Annotated in this window: 19 protein-coding genes; 8 read left to right on the top strand and 11 right to left on the bottom strand. The window is 69.5% G+C overall.

Features of this window, described 5'->3' with window-relative positions; genetic code table 11:
- Positions 1–146 precede the first annotated feature (146 nt).
- The gene (locus AMYBE_RS0130970) at positions 147–665 is read left to right on the top strand and encodes a DUF4383 domain-containing protein (protein ID WP_020663273.1); all 519 of its coding nucleotides are present in this window, start codon (positions 147–149) and stop codon (positions 663–665) included.
- 6 nt (positions 666–671) lie between these two features.
- On the opposite strand, the gene AMYBE_RS0130965 is transcribed toward AMYBE_RS0130970, so the two are convergent.
- Entirely contained in the window at positions 672–2,024 is a 1,353-nt protein-coding gene (locus AMYBE_RS0130965; RefSeq protein ID WP_051125017.1) for a lyase family protein, read from the bottom strand.
- Between the two features lie 64 nt (positions 2,025–2,088).
- Positions 2,089–2,628, bottom strand: coding sequence for a DinB family protein (locus AMYBE_RS0130960; RefSeq protein ID WP_020663271.1), 540 nt, complete (start codon positions 2,626–2,628; stop codon positions 2,089–2,091).
- A 331-nt stretch (positions 2,629–2,959) separates the two neighbouring features.
- Here AMYBE_RS0130960 and AMYBE_RS0130955 point away from each other — a divergent pair, with 331 nt between their 5' ends.
- Both AMYBE_RS0130955 and AMYBE_RS0130950 read left to right on the top strand, forming a co-directional pair.
- On the top strand, positions 2,960–4,057 hold the full coding sequence (locus AMYBE_RS0130955; RefSeq protein ID WP_245573279.1) for a tryptophan dimethylallyltransferase family protein: 1,098 nt from the start codon (positions 2,960–2,962) through the stop codon (positions 4,055–4,057).
- 47 nt (positions 4,058–4,104) lie between these two features.
- Positions 4,105–5,478, top strand: a complete 1,374-nt coding sequence (locus AMYBE_RS0130950; protein ID WP_020663269.1) for a tryptophanase — start codon at positions 4,105–4,107, stop codon at positions 5,476–5,478.
- A 102-nt stretch (positions 5,479–5,580) separates the two neighbouring features.
- Here the strand turns inward: AMYBE_RS0130950 and AMYBE_RS0130945 are convergent, their stop codons facing one another.
- The 5 genes from AMYBE_RS0130945 to AMYBE_RS42705 all read right to left on the bottom strand — a co-directional run bounded on the left by AMYBE_RS0130945 (position 5,581) and on the right by AMYBE_RS42705 (position 12,210).
- Positions 5,581–6,171: a GTP-binding protein gene (locus AMYBE_RS0130945; RefSeq protein WP_020663268.1), complete on the bottom strand. Its 591-nt coding sequence runs from the start codon at positions 6,169–6,171 to the stop codon at positions 5,581–5,583.
- A complete protein-coding gene (locus tag AMYBE_RS0130940; protein ID WP_020663267.1) occupies positions 6,152–6,517 on the bottom strand; it encodes a DUF742 domain-containing protein in 366 nt (121 codons plus the stop codon). The genes AMYBE_RS0130945 and AMYBE_RS0130940 overlap by 20 nt, the downstream gene beginning before the upstream one ends.
- A complete protein-coding gene (locus AMYBE_RS0130935; protein ID WP_009071597.1) occupies positions 6,514–6,939 on the bottom strand; it encodes a roadblock/LC7 domain-containing protein in 426 nt (141 codons plus the stop codon). Before AMYBE_RS0130935 ends, AMYBE_RS0130940 begins: the two co-directional genes overlap by 4 nt.
- Positions 6,940–6,981: 42 nt before the next feature.
- Positions 6,982–9,408 (bottom strand): sensor histidine kinase, encoded by a 2,427-nt coding sequence (locus AMYBE_RS0130930; RefSeq protein ID WP_020663266.1) that lies wholly within the window; start codon positions 9,406–9,408, stop codon positions 6,982–6,984.
- Between the two features lie 378 nt (positions 9,409–9,786).
- Complete coding sequence (locus tag AMYBE_RS42705; protein WP_020663265.1) at positions 9,787–12,210, bottom strand: class III lanthionine synthetase LanKC N-terminal domain-containing protein; 2,424 nt, start codon at positions 12,208–12,210, stop codon at positions 9,787–9,789.
- A gap of 317 nt (positions 12,211–12,527) precedes the next feature.
- On the opposite strand from AMYBE_RS42705, the gene AMYBE_RS0130920 reads away from it, so the two are divergent.
- From AMYBE_RS0130920 to AMYBE_RS0130910, 3 genes are all read left to right on the top strand, one after another.
- Complete coding sequence (locus tag AMYBE_RS0130920; protein ID WP_020663264.1) at positions 12,528–12,893, top strand: hypothetical protein; 366 nt, start codon at positions 12,528–12,530, stop codon at positions 12,891–12,893.
- The gene (locus tag AMYBE_RS0130915; RefSeq protein WP_020663263.1) at positions 12,877–13,272 is read left to right on the top strand and encodes a hypothetical protein; all 396 of its coding nucleotides are present in this window, start codon (positions 12,877–12,879) and stop codon (positions 13,270–13,272) included. Before AMYBE_RS0130920 ends, AMYBE_RS0130915 begins: the two co-directional genes overlap by 17 nt.
- Positions 13,273–13,436: 164 nt before the next feature.
- On the top strand, positions 13,437–13,805 hold the full coding sequence (locus AMYBE_RS0130910; protein ID WP_020663262.1) for a DUF427 domain-containing protein: 369 nt from the start codon (positions 13,437–13,439) through the stop codon (positions 13,803–13,805).
- Between the two features lie 224 nt (positions 13,806–14,029).
- On the opposite strand, the gene AMYBE_RS0130905 is transcribed toward AMYBE_RS0130910, so the two are convergent.
- On the bottom strand, positions 14,030–15,121 hold the full coding sequence (locus tag AMYBE_RS0130905; protein WP_020663261.1) for a LysR family transcriptional regulator: 1,092 nt from the start codon (positions 15,119–15,121) through the stop codon (positions 14,030–14,032).
- Between the two features lie 176 nt (positions 15,122–15,297).
- Here AMYBE_RS0130905 and AMYBE_RS0130900 point away from each other — a divergent pair, with 176 nt between their 5' ends.
- Together AMYBE_RS0130900 and AMYBE_RS0130895 are read left to right on the top strand one after the other, a co-directional pair.
- Complete coding sequence (locus tag AMYBE_RS0130900) at positions 15,298–15,819, top strand: hypothetical protein (RefSeq protein WP_020663260.1); 522 nt, start codon at positions 15,298–15,300, stop codon at positions 15,817–15,819.
- Between the two features lie 381 nt (positions 15,820–16,200).
- On the top strand, positions 16,201–16,944 hold the full coding sequence (locus tag AMYBE_RS0130895; RefSeq protein ID WP_020663259.1) for an alpha/beta fold hydrolase: 744 nt from the start codon (positions 16,201–16,203) through the stop codon (positions 16,942–16,944).
- Between the two features lie 131 nt (positions 16,945–17,075).
- Here AMYBE_RS0130895 and AMYBE_RS0130890 read toward each other — a convergent pair whose 3' ends face one another.
- The 3 genes from AMYBE_RS0130890 to AMYBE_RS0130880 form a co-directional block, all read right to left on the bottom strand.
- Positions 17,076–18,026, bottom strand: coding sequence for a D-alanine--D-alanine ligase family protein (locus AMYBE_RS0130890; RefSeq protein ID WP_020663258.1), 951 nt, complete (start codon positions 18,024–18,026; stop codon positions 17,076–17,078).
- A gap of 115 nt (positions 18,027–18,141) precedes the next feature.
- On the bottom strand, positions 18,142–19,257 hold the full coding sequence (gene alr, locus AMYBE_RS0130885; protein ID WP_020663257.1) for an alanine racemase: 1,116 nt from the start codon (positions 19,255–19,257) through the stop codon (positions 18,142–18,144).
- The gene (locus tag AMYBE_RS0130880) at positions 19,254–19,865 is read right to left on the bottom strand and encodes a M15 family metallopeptidase (protein ID WP_020663256.1); all 612 of its coding nucleotides are present in this window, start codon (positions 19,863–19,865) and stop codon (positions 19,254–19,256) included. The genes alr and AMYBE_RS0130880 overlap by 4 nt, the downstream gene beginning before the upstream one ends.
- Positions 19,866–20,038: the final 173 nt, after the last annotated feature.

The raw sequence follows: 20,038 nt of genomic DNA, 5'->3' as shown, positions 1-20,038 counted from the left end.
GCTGGGCTTCGCCGTCTAGCAACCGACTGAGCGAGGATTCTCGGTCTGCGCGGGCCGCGGGGCGTGGTGGTGTTTCGACCGGGGTTTCCGGCGGGTATCCGGTCGGGTGTCTACCTGCCGCGTCTCGGTACGGGAAGGACGGAGTCATGGTTCGTGCACATGAGGTCCGGGTCCAGGGATGGCAGCCCGCTCAGCTGCTGGCCGGTTTGCTCGGAGTCCTGTTTCTCGCTTACGGCATCGTGGGGCTGGTGAAGTCCGGGTTCGGAGACTTCACCGGGCACGGCGTCACGTTGTGGCGGTTTTCCGCCAATCCGCTGAACAACGTCGTCCACGTGGTGACCGGCGTGGTCGGGCTGTCGCTGACGTTCGGCTCCGGGCGCGCGCGGACGTTCGGCTGGCTGCTGTTCCTCGGCTACGGAGTGTTGTTCGTGTGGGGCCTGATGCTTGCCGGGACGATCTCGGTCAATCCGGTGTCCGGCCTTGGCAATCCGCTGAATCTCGCCGGCCCGGACAACTGGCTGCACTTGGGCATCGCCGTCGTGGGTCTGCTGACCGCGGTTCTTCCGGCGCGCCACGGGGTTTTGCCGGTCGGGGAAGCGGATGCGGAGGAGCCGGAAACGGAGACGCCGCGCCGCCGCCGTCGTCGGCACGGGCTGGCGCACTGACGGCGGTTACGCCTCCGGGGACGCCAGCGCGCGGTCCACGAGCCGGCCCGCCGCGCCGACGTAGCGGGCCGGCTCGAGGAGGTCGGCCAGGGTGGCTGGGTCGACGGCGTCGGTGATCTCCGGGATCTCCGCCAGCACCTCCGCCAGGGAACGGTTTTCTTCGATCGCGCGACGGGAAGCGCCGCCGAGCAGGTCTTTCGCGCGGGCCTTGCCGAGAATGGGGGCCAGCGCGGCGGACAGGCGTTCGGACACGATCAACCCGTTGGTCAGCTCGACGTTCTCGCGCATGTGTTCCGCGTGCACGGTGAGGCCCTGCGCCAGATCGGCCGCGGTGTACGCGGCACCGCCGGCCAGGCGGAGGCATTCGCGGAGCAGTTGCCATTCTGCTTGCCAGACCCCGGCGGAACGTTCGTCTTCGGCCAATCCGCACTGGGTGACTCCGGCGGCCAGCACCGGCACCTGCAGCGCGGCGGAGCGGATCAATGCCGAGCGCACCGGGTTTTGCTTGTGCGGCATGGCGGACGAGCCGCCACCAGTTGCTTCGGTGGCCTCGGCGATTTCGGTGCGGGCCAGGACTTGGACGTCGACCGCGATCTTGCCCAGCGCGGTCGACGCGGCGGCCAGCGCCGCGGCGAGTTCGGCGACCGGGGTGCGGTCGGCGTGCCAGGGCAGGAGCGGGGCGGCCAGTGCGGTTTCCTCGGCGAAGGCAGTGACCAGGCGGTCCACGTAGTCATCGGTGCCGTCGCCGTACTGGACGTAGGCGGCGAGGGTGCCGGCGGCACCGCCCATGGACACCGGGAACGTGAGGGCGCGCAGGCGGCGGGCGGACTCCAGGACGCCTTGCCGCCAGACGGCTGCTTTCAGTCCGAAGGTGGTGGGCACGGCGTGCGCGGTGAGGGTGCGACCGGGCATGACGGTGTCGCGGTGGGCCCTGGCCAGGGTGGCGAGTTCGGCCGCGGTGGTGGTCAGATCGGCGACGATGAGCTGGACCGTGTCGCGGGCGATGACCATCATCGCGGTGTCGACGATGTCCTGGCTGGTAGAGCCGCGGTGGACGTAGTCGGCCAGGTCGGGTACCTCGGCGGAGAGGGTTCGAACGAGGCTGACCACCGGGTTACCGGTGGCGCGCGCGTCTCGGGCGAGGCTGACCACGTCGATGGTCCCGGCGAGCTGCTGCGCGGCCGCGGTGATGCGGGCGGCCGCTTCCGCCGGGATGGTGCCGAGGCGGGCTTGGGCTCGGGCCAATGCGGCTTCGGCGGCGAGAAGGGCGGCGGTGAAGGCCCGGTCGCCGGTCGCCGCTTCGGCCGGCGTTCCGGCGCGGACCGGTGACAGGAGGCCGGAGTCTGGGTCGGCGGGCATGCGGACCAGCATCGCATGGGGGCGGAGTTACGGCCCGGGCCCGCGAACCAAGCGGCGATCTGGCTCACCGGCCGGTGGCCCCGTCCGTCACCTCCCGCAAGAGGTCCGCGTGGCCGTTGTGCCTCGCGTACTCCGCGATCATCGACACCAGCATCCACCGCAGCGAGAACGGCTCTCCGGTCATCTTCGACGTTCCCCGCGCGTCCAGCGACGATGCCGCGGCCAGAATCTCCCGGCTGCGCGCGCACTCCTCCCGCCACGACTGCAGTGCCTCGTCGAAATCGCCGTCCAGCCGGTCGAAGTCCTGGTCCGGGTCGTCGTCCGAGTAGTGCAGCAGCGGCACCTCCTCGCCGGCGAACTGGATGCGGAACCACCACCGCTCGCAGCCGGCCAGGTGCCGCACCAGGCCGTGCAAGGACATGGTGGACGGGGGCACCGCGCGAGAGGACACTGCCGCCTGCGACAGGTTTGCGCACTTCAGCGCCAGTGTCTCGCGGTGCCACTCCAGATACGCGACGAGCGTGGTGCGCTCGTCGGCGACCCGGGGGATCTCGGGGCGATCGCTCTCGGCGATCTTGGCCAGATGCTTCGGGGTCCGCGTCATGAGACGAGCGTCTCATCCGGCACCGTCAATTTCTGACCGTCCGGCTCGGCATCTGGTGCACGGGACAACGTCCGCCCGGTGGAGTGGGGTGGGCCACCCGCCAGGCCCGGCTAGCTCGCCCGGCCGGTCCTGTCGATGCGGAATTCAGGTGAATCCTGGTGTTGATCAGCACACTCAGACACGGATTCGCGGGCAACCTGTCGCTCCGACAGAGGTATCGTGAGCGGCATTCCGGGGATTAATCTTTCCGGCGGTCCGCTAACGGCCTCTGCGCCGCCCGGCGGCACCGGGACTGGACCGAACGCACTAATGAAATGGTGAACACAGCGTCATGGTCGGAACGAGTGTGCCGATGGTCGACTTGTCGATGTACACCCATGCCGGCGGTCAGCTCGACCGGTTATGCCGGGCAGTGGGATTCGATCCGGAAGAACGCCGCCACCTGGACCTTCTCCGCTTGCTGCTGGGCGAGTCCGGGGAATTGAGCATTGGTGAGCCGCCGCGGTTCGCGAGCAATGTGGCGGACGACACTACGCCTATTGAATTCTCGGTGGCGTTCGACGCCAATGGAGAATGTGTGGTAAGGGTCCTCGGCGAGACGGTCGGTGCGCCCGACCCGCGCGAGTTCCTCTCCCGGGTGGCCGGCGAATACGGCCTGGTCACCGACCGGCTCGACGCGGTCGCCGACCTCTTCCTGCCGCACGAGGAGCGGCAAGGCCCGTTCACCCTCTGGTACTCGCTGATTTTCCGCAACGGCCGGGCACCCAAGATCAAGGTCTACCTGAACCCGCAGATCAGCGGGCCGACCATGGCAGATTCGCTGGTCAGCGAAGGGTTCCGGCGGCTGAACCTTGGCGAGGCGTTCGAGCCGGTGCTCGCGCACGCGCTGCGCCGCGGCGACCGGGACAACTTCACCTTCTTCGCGCTCGACCTCGACGACGACCCGCTGTCCCGGGTCAAGGTGTACATCTCGCACGACGCCGCGGAGGCCGAGGACGCGGTCCGCGCGGCGGAACTGGTGCCGGGAGCCGACCCGATGCTGATCCGGGAATTCCTGGCTGTCCTGGGCGGCGGAAAAGGACCGTTCGAAGGGCGTCCGCTGGTCTCGAGTTATTCCTTCGTCGAAGGCATGGGCGGCACCCCGGGAAACTACAGTCTGTACCTCCCCATTCGCAGCTACGTCCCGGATGACGAAATCGCGCGGGCGCGCGTGCACGCCATTCTCGCGCAGTACGACTTCGACCCGACACAACTGGACAAAGCGCTGGCAGCGGTTTCGGGACGGCCACTGCGCGACGGTGTCGGATTGATCGCACACGTGTCCTTGAAAATGGGTAAGTTCGGTTCGGGAATAACCGTCTACCTGTCATCCGAGGCGTATGCCGTCGAGTCGCCCAGAAAGCGTCCGGTGCTCGGCCCGTCGACCTGACGCGGCAGTTCTCCGGCAGTAGTGAGAAAGCAGAGGAAAACATCCAGATGCGGACCTTCCCGCCGTACCGCGCCCAAGTCGTCGCCGAAATACCGGTCACCACCCGAGCCGAGCGCGAGGAGGCGCTCGCCGCGGCGGGCTACAACGCCTTCAACTTGCCCGCGAACAAGGTCAGCATCGACCTGCTCACCGACTCGGGCACCGGCGCGGTGTCCACCCGGCAAGAGGCCGCCGCGGCCGCCGCCGACCGGTCCTACGCCGGGTCCGAGTCGTTCTACCGGTTCCGCGAAGCACTCAGCGACCTGACCGGCTACCCGCACCTGCTGCCGGTGCACCAGGGCCGCGCGGCCGAGCGTGTGCTGTTCTCCAGCGTCCTGGAGAGCGGCAAGATCTCGGTGAGCAACACGCACTTCGACACCACGCGTGCCAATGTCGAGCTGCTCGGCGCCGAGGCGATCGACCTGCCCTGCGCCGAATTCGGCGATCTGGACAGCCACGAGCCGTTCAAAGGCAACATCGACCTCGCCGCTCTCGAAACCCTGCTGACCGGCCCGGACGGATCCCGGGTCGGCCAGGTGCTGCTCACCATCACCAACAACGGCGGCGGCGGCCAGCCGGTGTCGATGGCCAACCTGGCCGCGGCGGCGAAGCTCGCGCGAGCGCACGGGGTGCCGGTTTTCCTTGACGCGGCGCGGTTCGCGGAGAACGCGTGGCTGGTCATCCAGCGCGAAGAGGGCTATCGCGGCAAGTCGCCGCGCGAGGTCGCCCGTGAGGCGTTCGGCCTGGTCGACGGCTGTGTGGCGAGCCTGAAGAAGGACGGCATCTCGCCGATGGGCGCGTTCATCGGGCTCACCGACCCGGAACTCGCCCAGCGCTGCGAGATCAACCTGATCGCCACCGAAGGCTTCCGCACCTACGGCGGGCTCGGCGCGCACGACCTCGACCGGGTCGCGCAAGGACTGCGGGAAGTCGTGAACCCGGACTACCTCGCGGCGCGCGCGGCCGAGGCGGCGCGGCTCGCGCAGCAGGCCAACGAAGCCGGGGTGGACATCGTCCAGCCGGCCGGCATCCACGCGCTCTACCTGAACGCCGGACGCCTGCTGCCGCACCTGTCCGCCGCCGAGTTCCCCGGCCACTCGCTGGCCTGCGAGATGTACCTGCAGGGCGGAATCCGTTGTGTGGAGCTGGGTTCGCTCTACCTCGGCACACTGGACGAGCAGAACCGGCTGGTCGCCCCGGCTCCGTTCGAGCTGGTCCGGATCGCGCTGCCGCGACGGGTGTACACCCAGGGCCACTACGACTACGTGGCCGAAATCCTCGGCGACATCGCGAAGAACCCGGAGCAGGTGCCGGGCTACCGGATCGTCGACGCGCCGAAGATCCTGCGGCACTTCAACCTTCGGATGGAACCGGTCCGCTAGTACCCCGGCCTGCCCACGCCCCAATGTGGCATTGGGTGCATGTGACGCACCGAATGCCACATTGGGTGCATCTGACGCACCCAATGTGGCATTGGGGTGATCTCAAGCCGGTTGCGGCACCACGGTCATCGCGTGCTTCACCAGCCTGATCAACGCGATCTTGCTCGAATCCCGGTGCCGCGCATCGCACATCACGATCGGCACGCCATCAGGCACCACGAGCGCCTCGCGGATCTCTTCGGCGGTGTAGCGCGGCGCGTTGTCGAAGCAGTTCACCGCCACGATGAACGGGATCTTCCGCCGCTCGAAGAAATCGACCGCCGCGAAGCTGGTCTCCAGCCGGCGGGTGTCGACCAGCACCACGGTGCCGATCGCGCCGCGGGCCAGGTCGTCCCACATGAACCAGAACCGTTCCTGACCGGGCGTGCCGAACAGGTACAGCACGTGCCGCGGCGAGATGGTGATCCGGCCGAAGTCGAGCGCGACCGTGGTGGTCTTCTTGTGCTCCACGCCGGACAGGTCGTCGATGCCGGTGCTCGCTTCGGTCAGCACCTCCTCGGTGGACAGCGGCGGGATTTCGCTGACCGAGCCGACCATGGTGGTCTTTCCGGCGCCGAACCCGCCGGCGATGATGATCTTGACCGGCGTCGGGACCGAGTCGGCCGCGGCGTCTTCAGAGCTTGATGAGGCCATCGAGAACCGCCTGGAGAGTTTCGTGGTCCGGCATCTGGGCCGGCTGACGGGACGGAGCGCGGGTGATGACCAGGCCGCGGTCGATCAGGTCCCCGCACAGCACGCGCACGACGCCGAGCGGCAGCTTCACGTACACCGCGATCTCGGCGACCGACAACGGCCGACGGCACAGCTGCGTGATCGCCACGTGCTCCGGGCCGAGCCCGATCGGGTCCGAGCCCTGCTGCAGGGTCATCACCTGGGTGGAGAGGTCGAGCGGGTGGTCGGACGGCGTCCGCCCGCTGGTAATCGTGTAGGGCCGGATCAGCGGCCCGGCGGCTTCGTCGTACCAGCTGTCGTCGCTCACGTCGCCTCCCGTAGCAGGTTCGCGGCCTCGCGCGGGGCCGACGCCAGATAGTCGCCGACTCGCTTGACCAGCCGGTTCATCTCGTACGCGATCATTTCGACGTCGATGTCCGCGCCGGCGAGCACGGCGAGGCAGGCGCCCTGCCCGGCGGCCGACACGAAGAGGTAGCCGCGTTCCATCTCGATCATGTTCTGCAGCACCGGGCCGCGGTTGAACTGCCTGCTCACTCCCTTGGCGAGGCTCTGCAGGCTGGACGCGATGGCCGAGAGCTGGTCGGAGTCGTCCTTGCTCATCCCGGAAGACTTGCCGAGCAGCAGCCCGTCGGCCGACAGCACGATGGCGTTCTGTGCGCCGACGACGCGGTTGACGACGTCGTCGAGCAGCCAGTTGAGATCAGGGGTGGAGTTCCCGTACTCGTTCATGCGGACAGACCCTGACTTTCGGTGTGGTGAGGTGTTCGGTCGTTATGCGTCATTTTGCCCGCCGCGGGCCCGGCGGGTCCCCTTGGCGAACGCCATGAGCGTCCGCGCCGTGGTTTCGCCCGCGTTGGTGACGTCCACTTCCTCCGCGCCCGGGTCGTCCTGCAGCTGCGCGACCAGGTTCTGCTGCGGCTGCCGGCGCGGGAGCCGCGGCCGGTCGTCGCCGCGCAGCTCGCTCAGATCCGGTTCGGCGGCGCGCGGCGCGGCCGGGACGTGCGGCGGGACCTGCGCGGTGGCCGGAGCCTGCGGAGTACCCGAGACGTCCAACGTGCCCGAAACCGGCGAGTGCGCGTCCGGTTCCGCGCGGTGCTGCGGTTCGCGCGGGACCGGCGAGGGCAGCGGACGGGCCGGGAACGGCCGCGGCGCCGGCTCGGCCGCCTCCGGAACCGGCCGCGCGACCGGCGCGCTCTCCGATGCGGAGGCGCCCACCTGGGCCAGCTCCGGGGCCTCCATGGCCGGGTCGGACGCGTTCGGGTCGGCCAAGTGGTTCGACGGGATCAGCACGGTCGCCCGGGTGCCGCCGTAGCGGGACGGGTCGAAGGTGACCGTGATGCCGAGCCGCGACGCCAGCCGCGCGACCACGAACAGGCCGAGGCTGGAGTCCGCGCGCAGCGCCATCGCGTCGAATTCGGGCGCGTCGGCCATCATCGAGTTGGCCCAGTCGCGCACGCCCTCCTTCATGCCCAGCCCCTGGTCGGACACGTCGACCACGACGCCGCGGGCGACCATCCGGCTGGTCACCTCGACCTGCGAACCGGGCGGGGAGAACGACGTCGCGTTGTCCACCAGTTCGGCGACCAGGTGGATGGTGTCGGCGACCGCGGTGCCGACGATCGCGACGTCTGGCACCTGCTCGACCTGCACTCGCGAGTACTGCTCGGTCTCGGACACGGCCGCGCGCAGTACCTCCATCAGCGACACCGGCTTGCGCCAGCGCCGTCCGGGCTGCTTGCCGCCGAGGATGATCAGGTTTTCCGTGGTCCGCCGAGCGCGGGCGGCGAGGTGGTCCAGCTGGAACAGCGAGGCGAGCTGGGTCGAGTTCTCTTCGCGGCTTTCCATTTCGTCCAGAATCTGCAGCTGACGGTGTACCAGCACCTGGTTGCGGTGCGCGATGCCGAGGAACACGTTGTGCACACCGCTGCGCGCCTTCGCCTCGCTGGCCGCGGCGTTGACGGCGGTCAGCTGCGCGGTGTTGAACGCTTCGGCCACCTGGCCGATCTCGTCCCGGCCGTGGTCCAGCTTCGGCAGTTCGGCCTCGACGTCCACCGGCTCGCCGCTCTTGAGCCTGCCGACGATCTTCGGCAGCCGGTTGCGCGCCAGGTCGAGCGAGTCGTTGCGCAGCCGCTCCAGCCGGGTCATCAGGGTCCGGTCGACCAGCGAGCGGGACACCCGCACCGCGACGATGATCGCGGCCAGCGAGGCGAGCAGCGCCACGATGCTGCCGATGATCGCGTTGCGCAGCTGCGCGTTGCCCGCGGTGATGGCGGCGGCGGAGACCTGGTCGGCCTGTTCGATGGTGAGCTGGTTCAGACCTTGGGAAACCTGCGCGGTCAGCGCGTGCCAGTCGGCCGCGGTGATCGGCACGTTTTCCTGGTCGCTGCTGCTCCACGGGCCGTGCTTGACGATCGCGGCCTCGGCCGCGGAGAGCCGCTTCCACGCGTCGCTCGCGGCGAGCGTCTGGTAGTGCTGGCGCACCGCGGGTTCGAGGAACGGCGCGAGCTGCGCCAGCTGCGTCCGGTAGTAGCCGACGAACTGGGAGAACTGCACGAAGTCGTCCGGCTCGAAGGTGCCACCGGCGAACGCGGCGGACACCAGCGAGGTTTCGCGCGACATCAGGTCGCCCGCCCGGAACAGCGAGGTCGCCGAGATCGCGCCCTGTACCGCGGTCGCGTCCGGGACGATGCGCGCCTGGGTGTCGAACAGCGTCGCCGCGGAATCGAGTACACCGTTGTAGTACCCGTTGACCTGCGCGCGGTTGACGCTGCGGAAGGTGACCTGCGAACGCACCACCGGTAGCTGGTCGAGCTGTCCCTTCAGCGCGGTGACCTTCGAGGCGATCTCGTCGGGCGCACTGGAAATGGTGGCGGCGAAGGCGTCCTGCAGGCCCTTGAGCTTGCCGTCGGTGTCCTGCTGCTGTTGCTGCAGCTGCTGCGGTCCGGCGCTAGGGCTGTCCAGGAACTGCAGAGCCAGCTGGCGTTCTTGCTGCAGCGACGACAGCGCGGTGAGCGCGGGGATCGACACGTCGCGCACCGAGCCCGCGACAAGCCGCACGTACAAGCCGTTGATGAAGAAGGCTGTCGCCAGCACCGCCCACAACACGAGCAGGGTGATGCTCGGGATCAGGACGGTCCGGGTCAGTCTCTTCCGGATCGACTTGTCGTATGCCTTGCCGGGGTCGTCCTTGTTCTCCACGATGATTCACGAACTCCTGGGTCACCCTCGGCGAGAGTGCGGGACACGGCCGGGGAAGCGGACACGCCAGTGGGTTCGGGTGGTCCTGGTCACGGAAATCTCGGACACACCCTTCGTAGGCCCACGGAACGGAACAGCCTCGGTTTTTACCACGAAAGAGCGGCCAGCGGTGGGGCCGAGCGGGCAGCTGAACGGCGTCTTGACGAGGGTGACCGAGGGTAGCGGCGACTTACTACGGCGTTTGCCGAGGCACGGGCCCCGGACGCGGAATTCCGCCGAACGGGCTGGGCTGAACGAGTGATTTAAAAAGTGTCCGGGCACTCTTCGCCGTCCCGGCCAGTGGGCAGTCGTCGAATTGACTTGTCGACAAGTAGTCGGTCAGTCCATTGTGGATGGTTCGTGGACCGCTCGCGGTACCCGCGGACGCGGCGTAGGGCCGAGGAACGGAAGCAGTTCGGTCCCGTCCTGAAGCGCGGCGAGCGTGCACAGAACGCCCGCGCTCCCGGTGGCGACATCGGCGGACAACCGCAGCAGCCCGGTGCCCGGGAAGGCGAGCCCGCCGTGGAACGGGACGGCGTGCCAGGAGAGCCGCGCGAGATGGCGGTCGATCGCGTCGCGGGTGCACCGGTCCTGGCTGCTGCTGAACGCCAGCGCGGCGGCGAGTCCGCAACGGCCGTTGAGCAGGCCCGGATGGAGCACGAACTCGCTGCGGCACGCGACGCGCAATGCGGTCAGGCAGCGCGCGGACCTCGCGTCGGGGCGCAGCCGCGCGAGCTGCTCGGCGACGATCAGGATCCCGGCACTGCCGACGCCCGCCTCCCGCCGGAGTCCTCGGTCGTCGTCCCGGACCGGCAGCGAGCCGTCCGGCGCCGGGACGCACTCCTCCAGATCCCGTTCGAGGGCCTGATCCGCGAACGACAGCCAGGCCGGTTCGCCAGTGCGCTCGTAGAGGCGCAGAAACAGCAGCGCGGGCCCGGCCCACCCGTGCAGCAGCCCGGCCCGCGCGGTGCCGTCCGGCGGCTCGGCGGTGTCCAGTGACTCGGCGAGGCGGACGCCGGTGTCCAGGGCTTGCCGGCCGAACTCGTTGTCGCGGCGGACGCCGGCGAGGTGCAGCCGGGTCAAGCCGATGCCGGCCAGGCCGCTCGCCAGATCGTGGCCGACGGTCTGGTCGGCCAGCCCGCGCGACGCGGCGAGGAGTTCGCTCGCCTCGTCGCGGTAGCCGAATTCCTCCAGCACGTAAGCGACCCCGCTGCTGCCGTCGAAGAAACCGGCGCGCCGGGGCGGGTCCCGGCGGACCGCGTCGAGGAGCCACTGCTCATGGTCGGGATAGCGGCCGGCGCCGGTGACGTGCAGCGAGTGCAGGACGCCGGCCGCGCCGACGCCGAAGCCGGTGCCGCCGATACGGAACTGGTCGATGTCGCCCGGGAACAGCCGGTCGGTGCGGTGCGGCGTCGCGCAGTTGAGGACGGCCTCGGCGATCTGCTTGCGCACCAGAGGCCAATCCGGGCGGGTCTCGTCGAACTGGGTGCGCGGCGGTTCAGCGGGGGGCGCGACGCTGTCCGCGTAGCCGTCCGGCAGCGAAAACCGGCGTTCGGCGAATTCGGCGGCCCGCCGGACTCTCTCCGGCACGAGGCGGTGAACCGGAGCGAGCGGGAGGAACAGCCGCAGTCGCAACGGGGTCTCATCGCTGGTGAAGCCAGTCAGCGAGACCGTGCCGTCCCGGGCTATCAGGAGGTCCCGCGGGTTGTCGAGCGCGACGCCGCGTTCGCGTGCCGCGGCGACGATCCGGTCCGCTTGGCTCAGTACGGACAGCGCTCGGGCGCGGTAGCCGGCCAGGTCGCGGCTGGGACAGTCGAGGCCGGCGAGCGGGTAGTGCCGCGCGAGCCAGACATCCAGCGGGACGCCAGGAAGGCACTCGCGGACCAGGTAGTGGCGGCGATCGAAGGTGTAGCTGTGGGCGGTCGGCACGCCGGGAATTCCGGCGAGCCGCCGGAGCAGGTCGTACTTGCGGGCGAGCCGGGCGGTGGCGTCGAGGCCGTCGCCGTCCAGGCCGGTGTAGGGCCAGGCTTCCTCGATGAGCACCCGCTCGCCGGCGCGCTCGGCCAGGTAGACGGCGGTGCCGTGGGCGCGGTGCAGCATCTCGGCGACCGGGTGCGGCGGGTCCGGCGCCGTCGCTTCGAGGTGTTCGGCGACGCAGCCGGGGATCTCGGCCCAGGCTGGTACGGAGAAGTCCGGGCCGAGGGCTTCGGGTTCGAGCGCGCCGCTCGGCCGCCGGATCGCGGGCACCCGGAGGCTGGCGTCCTCGGTCCACTGTTCGGCGAACCCGCCGTAACGGACGTGAATCGGGCATTCTCCGCAGCGGAGCGCGCCGTCGATATCCGGTCCGACCTCGCCTTCGAGCAGTTCGGAAAGATCATCGAGGAGGTGTTCCAGAGTGTTGTTGTCGGGCGGATAAATAGTCGCGAGAGCGCCAGTTCCGGAACTGGTCGGATATTCGGCATTGTGGTCCAGCAGAATCGACCGGGAACGCAAGTGCCGATGCACGTGCCGGTGTTCCCGACAGTACTGCCGGACCTGGTCCAGCACCCGGCCGGCATTGCCCACGGCGGCGGAAACCTCGAGCGCCCAGCCCTGGTCCGGCAGGTCGGCGCAGTGCGGCCGGAAACAACGCCACGGCCCCCGGTCCTCGACTGTCCACAGTGGCCCTGGCGGGGCGGTGACCAGGTCGTTCTCCGGGCTTTCCGTTCGGCGATCGAAGAACCACGGATCGGCGAGGCAAAAAGCCTCCTGCCGGACGTTCATGAAAATGGACCTTTCAGCGGCGCGGCCTCCGGTTCTCCGGCGACGGCTCCCATTCCCGCACGGATCCGGCGGGTCGCCAATCCGCCAATTCAGCGGTTCGGCTGCCCGGCCCGGGGTGCACCGGAATCGGGCGGAATCGAACGCAGGGTGATTCACTGTCACTCGGTCGAGCGGAATTCGGCGGGGGCCCGGTAATTGGCGGAATGCCACCGGCTGGCCGGGGTGGACGTGGCCCGGGCCACGCCGTCCGACCCTCGCCCGTCCGGGCCGGCCGGCGCTGCGGGTAGTTTGAGCCTGGCGGGCAGAAGGAGGAACGGGTGATCTTCGGGTTCGCGGTCGCGGTCGCCGGGTGCGCGGTGCTGGTCGCGCTGTGGAGTTTCGTCCAAGCGGCGCGCAAGAAGCTCCCGGACACCCCGTTGCTGATCGCGCTCGCGGTGATCGAGGTGCTGCTGGTCGTCCAGCTGGTGATCGGGATCGTGCTGCTGGCCAGCGGGCACCATCCAGGCAGCGTCGCGACCTACCTGGCCTACCTGATCGGCTGCCTTGTCGTGCTGCCGGTCGGCGCGGCCTGGGCGCTGGCCGAGCAAAGCCGGTCGAGTACGGCGGTGCTCGGCATCGCCTGCCTGGCCATTCCGGTGATGGTGCTGCGACTGAACGAGGTGTGGAGTGGAGCAAGCGCGTAAGACGGCCACTGGGCCCGGGCGGGTCTTGGTCGCGGTGTACGCCATCTTCGCGCTGGCGGCGACGTCGCGAGCCGGTGTCCAGATCGGCACGAAGTTCCACGAAGCGCCGCTCGCGTACCTGCTCTCGGCGTTCGCCGCGTTGGTCTACCTGCTGGCGACGGTCGCCCTCGCCCGCGGCGGCCGGACCTGGTGGCGGATCGCGCTGGCGTCGTGCACGGTCGAACTGGCCGGGGTATTGACCGTCGGCACGCTGAGCGTTTTCGACCGGCAGGCGTTCCCGGACGCGACCGTGTGGTCGGTGTACGGACAGGGTTATCTCTTCATCCCGCTGGTGCTGCCGATGATCGGCCTGTACTGGCTGCGCCGCACGCGCGGCTAGCCGTCAGGCCGGCGTCGCTTAGGCAGGCCAGCGCCGGATACCCCGGCGGCACCCGGTACCGCAGCTGGATCCCACGGGTTGCCGGAGCCTGATTTTGTCGGTGGTCCGGCCTAGGGTTGAAGGGTGCGCATCGACGGGGTGCGCCTCGGTTGGGAGGACAACCCATGCCCCAGCAGCTGATTCCCGGGCCGGATCACCCGATCACGGTCGAGCAGAACCCGGCGCGGGTGGTGGTCAAGGCCGGCGGGCAGGTGATCGCCTCGACCACGCGCGCGCAGGTGCTCCGGGAGGCGAGCTACCCGCCGGTGCAGTACATCCCGCTGGAAGATGTCGACGCGGCGGTGCTTTCGCGGACGGAGCACCAGACTTACTGCCCGTACAAGGGAGAGGCTTCGTACTACACGCTGACGGCGGCGCCGAACGGCGAGAACGCGGTGTGGGGATATGAGAAGCCATACGAAGCGGTGGCGGCCATTGCCGGGCACGTGGCGTTCTACCCGGACCGGGTGGAGGTGGAGGAGATCGCGGAGTGAGCGGTTGGCCGAGCGGGGCCGGTTCGCCAGCGCGTCCTGGTCGAGGGCGCGCGCGGCGCAACCGGCTGGTGTCGCGTGATTCTGTGCGCTTTACGGCGGGACGGTCGTGAAGGGTTCTTTGAGGGAATCCAAGTCCGGTAAGGGGCCCTTCACGGACCTGGTTCGCTGCGCCTGCACCGGCGTCAAGACGCTGGTCGAGCCTGGCTGTCCAACGGCAGCCCCGCTCAGCCCGCGTCCCCGCCCGCGCGGCGCATATCCAGCCAGAAGTCCTTGCCCTCCGGCTGTAGCGCTTCCCACAGCAGGTTCAACGGATGCCCGCCCGGATACGACGAGCGCTCCCCGCGCCGTGCGAAAACCCCCACCAGCAGCTCCAGCTTCGGCTCCAGGTCGTCCACCAGCGCGAGCGTCCGCAAGCCGGACGCCGCGTGCAGCAGGTTGTCGTCGGCGGCTTCCCCGATCCCTTCGGTCACCAGCATGTACCCGTGAATCAGTCCGGAGCGCAGGAGCTCGAAGCCGTACTGGGCGGAGTCGATCTCGGCGACGATGTCGAGCCGGTTGCGGTAGTCCGAGCCGAACCAGCCGTGCACGAAGTCGTTGATCACGCCGCCGCTCGGGACGACCAGCGGCAGGGTCGGCAGTTCGCTCGCCTTGACCGGATTGCCCGGTCCCTCCATGTCCACATTGGTCAGAATGCTGAGCCCGCTGCGTCGCCATTCGAGGATGTCGCAGGCGTCCAACGCGTGCGAAGTGACGACGCTGCCGCACACCAGGTCCACGTCCTTGGCCAGCAGCCGGGAGAGCAGGTCCTTCGTGCGCACGTGCACCACGTTCAGTTCGATGCCCCGATCGCGGAACTCGCCGGCGACCAGGTCACCGGCCTGGGCCAGATAGCCGAGGGTGTACCGGGTGGCGCCGACGGTGAGCGTTCCGCCGAGTTCGCGGCGGCATTCATGCATCGCGTCGAGCCATTCGCTGAGAGTATTCCGCGCTTGTTCCGCCAAAGCTTGACCGGTGGCGGTGAACAAAACATTCCGGCCGCGTCCCTGCCGGTGCAGCAACGGTTCTCCGCATAATTCGCTGAAATTGCGGTTCAAGGTGTCGAGTTGCTTCTGAACGCTGGACTGGTCGCGGCCGAGTGTCCGGGCGGCACCGAGCGCGGTGCCGGTTTCGGCGACCGCGATCAGGGTGCGCAGCTGGTCGAACGTGGTGTACAGCAGCGCGGGCGAGCTGCGCGCGAGCCGGTCCAGGACGTTGAACGACGGCGGCCGGAGCGGACTGGGCGCGGATGTCGGGCTGGGCTCGCCTTCTGCGTTCACTTCTCGGACAATAGCGTCCGGGGAAACCGGCCGGACAAGCGGTACCGGTCGAACTGATCTCGCGACCAGTTCAAAAAATCTGCAGATAATATTGGCCAATGGGTAGACGGCGGACGTGGTCGACGAGAAACTCCGTGGCGCTTGATTCGATTGCTGATCCGAGGAGTTCGACAGAAGTGAGTTCGTACGGTTCCACCGGTGCGGGCCGTTCCCGCACCTTGACTGCCGCCGGGGCGCTCGGGCTGGCCGGTGCGCTCAGCGGGGTGTTGTGGGGCGCGCTGGTGCTGATCCAGCGAGAAGACCTGATCCGGCCGATGGCGGAGGACTACCTGAAAGGCGAAGGCCGCGAGGTGGCCGGGCTGCTCAGCGTGGAGGACTTGACCAAGATCGCGCTCGACTCGTTCACCAGCCGCGCGGCGATCTGGCTGGTCATCGGCGTGGTCGCGGTGGCGTCGGCGGCGTTCGTGCTGGCCGCGCGCAACTGGGCGCGGATCGTGCTGACCGTGTTCGCGGTGTTCGGCATCGGCCTCGCCCTGCGCGACTTGATCGACCTGGACCCGGCGCTGCTGCGAGCATTCGACGCGGTCGCGGCGATCTGCCTGCTGGTCGCGTTGGTGGTGCAGTGGCTGCCGGGCGCGAACCGCGCGGTCCGGGCCCGCAAGACGGCTCAGGCGCCGGCCCCGGCGTTCGCCGCCTGACCGGGACGCACTGGATGGGGGAGCAGTACTCGGGGGAAGTGCTGCGTGCGAAGGAGTTTCGGGGAAGAGAAGTGTCCACAGGGGAGAGTCTGCCGGGGGAGAGGGCACTCTAGGGGAGCGCTGCGCAACACGCTGGTGACGGATGGGGGTTCGCCACCGGCGTGCCGAGCGGTTCGATGTCCGGGAAGGGGTTTCGAGGGGTCCTTTCCCGGACATCGTTCTGACCGCCGACAGATGGGCGTCGCCGCCGGCGACCGGCGAGCACGGTCTGACCCGGCCCCGCTGGCGGCCACCGTCGCGAAACGGACTGGCACCGCGGAAGATCCGGGTCAACGCGGTCGGCGATCAGTACTCTGGCGGTGAACCCGAGGGAGGAGTCCGATGACTGCAGTTTTCGTGCACGGCAACCCGGAGACCGCGGCGGTGTGGGAGCGGCTCATCGCCGAGCTGGGCGACACCAGCACGGTGTGCCTGTCGCCGCCTGGATTCGGCGCGCCGCTGCCCGCCGGGTTCGGCGCGACCGCCGTCGAGTACCGCGACTGGCTGATCGGCGAGCTGGAGAAGTTCCCCGAGCCGGTCGACCTGGTCGGACACGACTGGGGCGGCGCGCACGTCCTCAACGCGGTGATGGCGCGGCCGGAGCTCGTGCGCAGCTGGGTCAGCGACACGGCGGGCGCGTTCGACCCGGAGTACGTGTGGCACGACCTGGCCCAGGGTTGGCAGACACCGGGCGTCGGCGAGGAAATGGTCGCCGCGATGTTCGGCGCCCCGATCGAGACGCGGGCGGAACGCCTGGTGCGCGGCGGGATGCACGAATCGGTGGCGGCCAAGGTCGCCGAGGGAGTGAACGACGAGATGGCGCGAGCGGTGCTGCCGCTGTACCGGTCGGCGGCTCAGCCGGCGATCGCGGAGTTCGGGCAGCACCTGGAGCGCGCGGCACAACGGCCGGGTCTGGTCGTGCTGGCGACCGAGGACCACTACGTCGGCACCGACGAGCAACGCCGGCGCACGGCCGCCCGGGCCGGGGCGCGGGTCACGGTGCTCGAGGGGTTGGGGCATTGGTGGATGACGCAGGACCCGGTGCAGGGCGCACGAATCCTGACCGAGTTCTGGGCCTCCTGCTGACTGCTCGGGGCCGGACCCCAGCGATCCCGGTCCGTGAGGGGCCCCTTGAGGGAATCTAAGTCCGGGAAGGGGCCCTTCACGGCAGTTCCACCGTGAAGCCGCGCATCACGTCCAGTCCGGCTCCCGTCCACTCATCGCACTGCGGAGTGGATCAGCCGGTCCAGGAAGTCCGAATAGGACAGTCCAGCGGCGGCGAACATCTTGGGCACCTGGGAAGCAGCGGTCATCCCCGGCATCGTGTTGACCTCGTTGAGCACCGGGCCTTCGGCGGTGAGGAAGAAATCGACGCGCGCCACGCCGCGGCAGCCGAGCGCGTCGTAGACGAGCAGCGCCGCTTCGGTCAGTTCCTTGCTTTCGCTGGGCGTCAACTCTGCCGGGAGGACGAACGAGGCGCTGCCGTCGTACTTGGTCTCGGTGTCGAAAAGCCCTTCGCTGACCAGTATTTCCAGCGGTGGCGCGACTTGGCGACCGTCCGGGCCGTCGAGGACGGCGACGTCGATCTCCCGGCCGCGCACGACCTGCTCGACGAGCACTCGATCGTCCAGTTCGAGAGCGGCCCGCACCGCGGGTTCGAGATCGACGACCCGATCGACCAGCTGTACTCCGAAGCTCGACCCGGCAGCGACCGGCTTGACTACCACCGGTCCGTCGAAAACGACCGTCCCCGGCGCGGTGACGAGCTGACCCGGCGCGGTCAGGACGCCGACCGCTTCCGCGACGAGTTTGGTGGCCCACTTGTCCATCGCGAGCGCCCCGGCCCGCAGCGGCGACCCGACACAGGGGATACCGGCGAGATCGCACAGGGCAGCGAGCGTGCCGTCCTCGCCGCGCGGCCCGTGGACCAGCGGGATGGCGAGCGCACAAGTGCCGAGGATCTCCAGCGCGGCGGCGAGACTCGCGCTTTTGGTGTCGGCGAGGGGCTGGCTCTCCGGGCCGAGCCAGATGCCGTCGTGGCGGATGGTGAGGGGGACGGGTTCGTACTTGGCCGGATCGAGCGCACCGCGTACCGCGGCCGCGGAGGCGAGGGAGACGTCGTGTTCGCAGTTCTGGCCGCCGCCGATGACGGCAACTCGGGTGCTCATGGTGACTCCTTGGTGGGGCGTAACGAAATGGCGGGAGGCCGGGGTGCTTCGGCTGATGGCGGTGGGCAGCCGCAGCGGGTTCGCGTGGGCTGTTCCCCGCGTCGCGATCCGCTGGCTATCGGATGCTCCGCCGCACCCGCGCGCCGATTCCGGTGACGATCTCGTGCGGGATCGTGCCCGCCCACCTGGCCCAGTCGGCGACGGTCGGCTCGCCGTCGTCGCCCGGTCCGAAAAGGATCGCCTCGGTGCCCGGTTCGACCAGATCGTCGCCGAGGTCGACGACGACCTGGTCCATCGAGGTCATCCCGGTGACCCGCCGTCGTCGTCCGGCCACGACGACTTCCGCTCGGCTGGACGCCGCGCGAGGCAGGCCGTCCGCGTAGCCGACCGGCAGCAACGCCAGCGTCGTCGCGCGGTCGGTGACGTGCCGGTGCCCGTACCCGACGCCGACCCCGGCCGGCACCGAGCGCACCTGCACCACGGGCGCGGTCAACCGAAGCGCGGACCGCAGCCGGGTTCTGCCGGACGGGTCGATTCCGACCAGGCCGGCGCCGACTCGGACCAGGTCGAAGTGGGTGCTGGGATCGGTGAGCGTGGCGGCGGTGGCAGCGAGGTGCCGGACGCTGGGCCGCAGCCCGGCGCGCGCGGCGAGTTCGGCACCGTGCAGCAGCGCTTGGCGCCCGGCGGCGTTCGCCGGATGTCCCGGCTCGTTCGACCAGGCGAGGTGCCCCATCAAGCCGACGACCTGTGCGGTCCCGGCAAGCTCGGCGCGACGCGCGGCGGTGACGAGATCGAGCCATTCGCACGGGGCCGCGCCGTCGCGGGCCATTCCGGTGTCCAGGTGGAGATGCACGCGCAGCGGGTGCCCGGCGGCGGCTTCGACGAACGCGTCGAGGTGCCGGACACTCGGCACCGCCAGGTCGATCCGATGGCGGGCAGCGGTCCACGCGTCCGCGTCGACCGGGTTCAGCCAGCTGAGGACGGGCGCGGACAGCTCAGCTTCGCGGATCGCGATGGCCTCCGCGAGCGAAGTGGCACCGAGCCAGGTCGCGCCGTTCGCGAGTGCAGTGCGCGCGACGTCGGCAAGGCCGTGCCCGAAGCCGTCCGCCTTGACTACGGCCATGACGGAGCCGGTCGCCGCGCGGGCGAGCCGCTGAGTGTTGGCCGCGATCGAGGAGAGGTCGATTTCCAGCGTCGGCTCGGTGGTGTGCCTGGTGAGGATGGTGGTCATGCGAGCACTCCCGCCTCGGCCGGACCGTAGAGCGCGTGTTTGGCCGCGGTGCTCAGCGCCCAATACCGGTCTCCATAGGACCAGTGCCACCACTCGGTGGGGTAGTTCACGAGCCCGGCGGACAACAACGCACTCGCGAGCGTCGTGCGGTTGCGCCGCGCGACGCGGTCGACCTCGGCGTCGAACCAGCAGCCGCCGTTGCTTTGCTCGGGCGTGGCGTCGATCGGCGTGCCCATCCAAAGGTCGACGCCGTCCTCGTCGACGAGAGTGAGATCGACCGCCGCCCCCGCGACATGCGGCGCGACCGCCAACGGGGCGACGAACCGGCTGGACAGCTTGTGCAGTGCGGTTTCGTCGGCGTCCGGGTAATGGCCGCGAAGCTCGTCGGTGTAGCGGTCGATGATCGCCTGCTGATCGTGCGCGCTGCGATGCCCTTCGACAATCCGGAAGTCGACCCCGCCCGGAAGCGCGTCGCGGGCTTCGTGCAGCCGGACGGCGAGCCCGGTCCGGACCCGGACCTCGCGCGCGAACGACAGCGGGACCAGCGGATCGCCGTTGTCGCACACCGGAATCGCCTGTACCCGAGGATCGGCCAGCAAGATCGTCATGCGGCAAAGCGTAGGAAGCCGGACACCTCGCTGGCTCGCCCGGAAGTACCAGGCCGGGGGCCGAATGGCCGATAAATCGACGGCCGGCTCGGCCGATCGGCCGAGGTCCGCGGGATCGGACGGCGGGCACAAGTCCGACCGGCGGAAAAAGTTCTTCCGGGGGATGTCCGGTC

This window comes from Amycolatopsis benzoatilytica AK 16/65 (genome assembly GCF_000383915.1).
Taxonomy (GTDB): Bacteria; Actinomycetota; Actinomycetes; order Mycobacteriales; family Pseudonocardiaceae; genus Amycolatopsis; species Amycolatopsis benzoatilytica.
This window is presented reverse-complemented; position numbering and strand designations above follow the sequence as displayed.

Bases quoted from the DNA above. Each gene is read 5' to 3' on its own strand.
- AMYBE_RS0130970 (WP_020663273.1), top strand. From the start codon at position 147: ATGGTTCGTGCACATGAGGTCCGGGTCCAGGGATGGCAGCCCGCTCAG.
- AMYBE_RS0130965 (WP_051125017.1), bottom strand. From the start codon at position 2,024: ATGCCCGCCGACCCAGACTCCGGCCTCCTGTCACCGGTCCGCGCCGGA.
- AMYBE_RS0130960 (WP_020663271.1), bottom strand. From the start codon at position 2,628: ATGACGCGGACCCCGAAGCATCTGGCCAAGATCGCCGAGAGCGATCGC.
- AMYBE_RS0130955 (WP_245573279.1), top strand. From the start codon at position 2,960: ATGGTCGGAACGAGTGTGCCGATGGTCGACTTGTCGATGTACACCCAT.
- AMYBE_RS0130950 (WP_020663269.1), top strand. From the start codon at position 4,105: ATGCGGACCTTCCCGCCGTACCGCGCCCAAGTCGTCGCCGAAATACCG.
- AMYBE_RS0130945 (WP_020663268.1), bottom strand. From the start codon at position 6,171: ATGGCCTCATCAAGCTCTGAAGACGCCGCGGCCGACTCGGTCCCGACG.
- AMYBE_RS0130935 (WP_009071597.1), bottom strand. From the start codon at position 6,939: ATGAACGAGTACGGGAACTCCACCCCTGATCTCAACTGGCTGCTCGAC.
- AMYBE_RS42705 (WP_020663265.1), bottom strand. From the start codon at position 12,210: ATGAACGTCCGGCAGGAGGCTTTTTGCCTCGCCGATCCGTGGTTCTTC.
- AMYBE_RS0130910 (WP_020663262.1), top strand. From the start codon at position 13,437: ATGCCCCAGCAGCTGATTCCCGGGCCGGATCACCCGATCACGGTCGAG.
- AMYBE_RS0130895 (WP_020663259.1), top strand. From the start codon at position 16,201: ATGACTGCAGTTTTCGTGCACGGCAACCCGGAGACCGCGGCGGTGTGG.
- AMYBE_RS0130890 (WP_020663258.1), bottom strand. From the start codon at position 18,026: ATGAGCACCCGAGTTGCCGTCATCGGCGGCGGCCAGAACTGCGAACAC.
- alr (WP_020663257.1), bottom strand. From the start codon at position 19,257: ATGACCACCATCCTCACCAGGCACACCACCGAGCCGACGCTGGAAATC.
- AMYBE_RS0130880 (WP_020663256.1), bottom strand. From the start codon at position 19,865: ATGACGATCTTGCTGGCCGATCCTCGGGTACAGGCGATTCCGGTGTGC.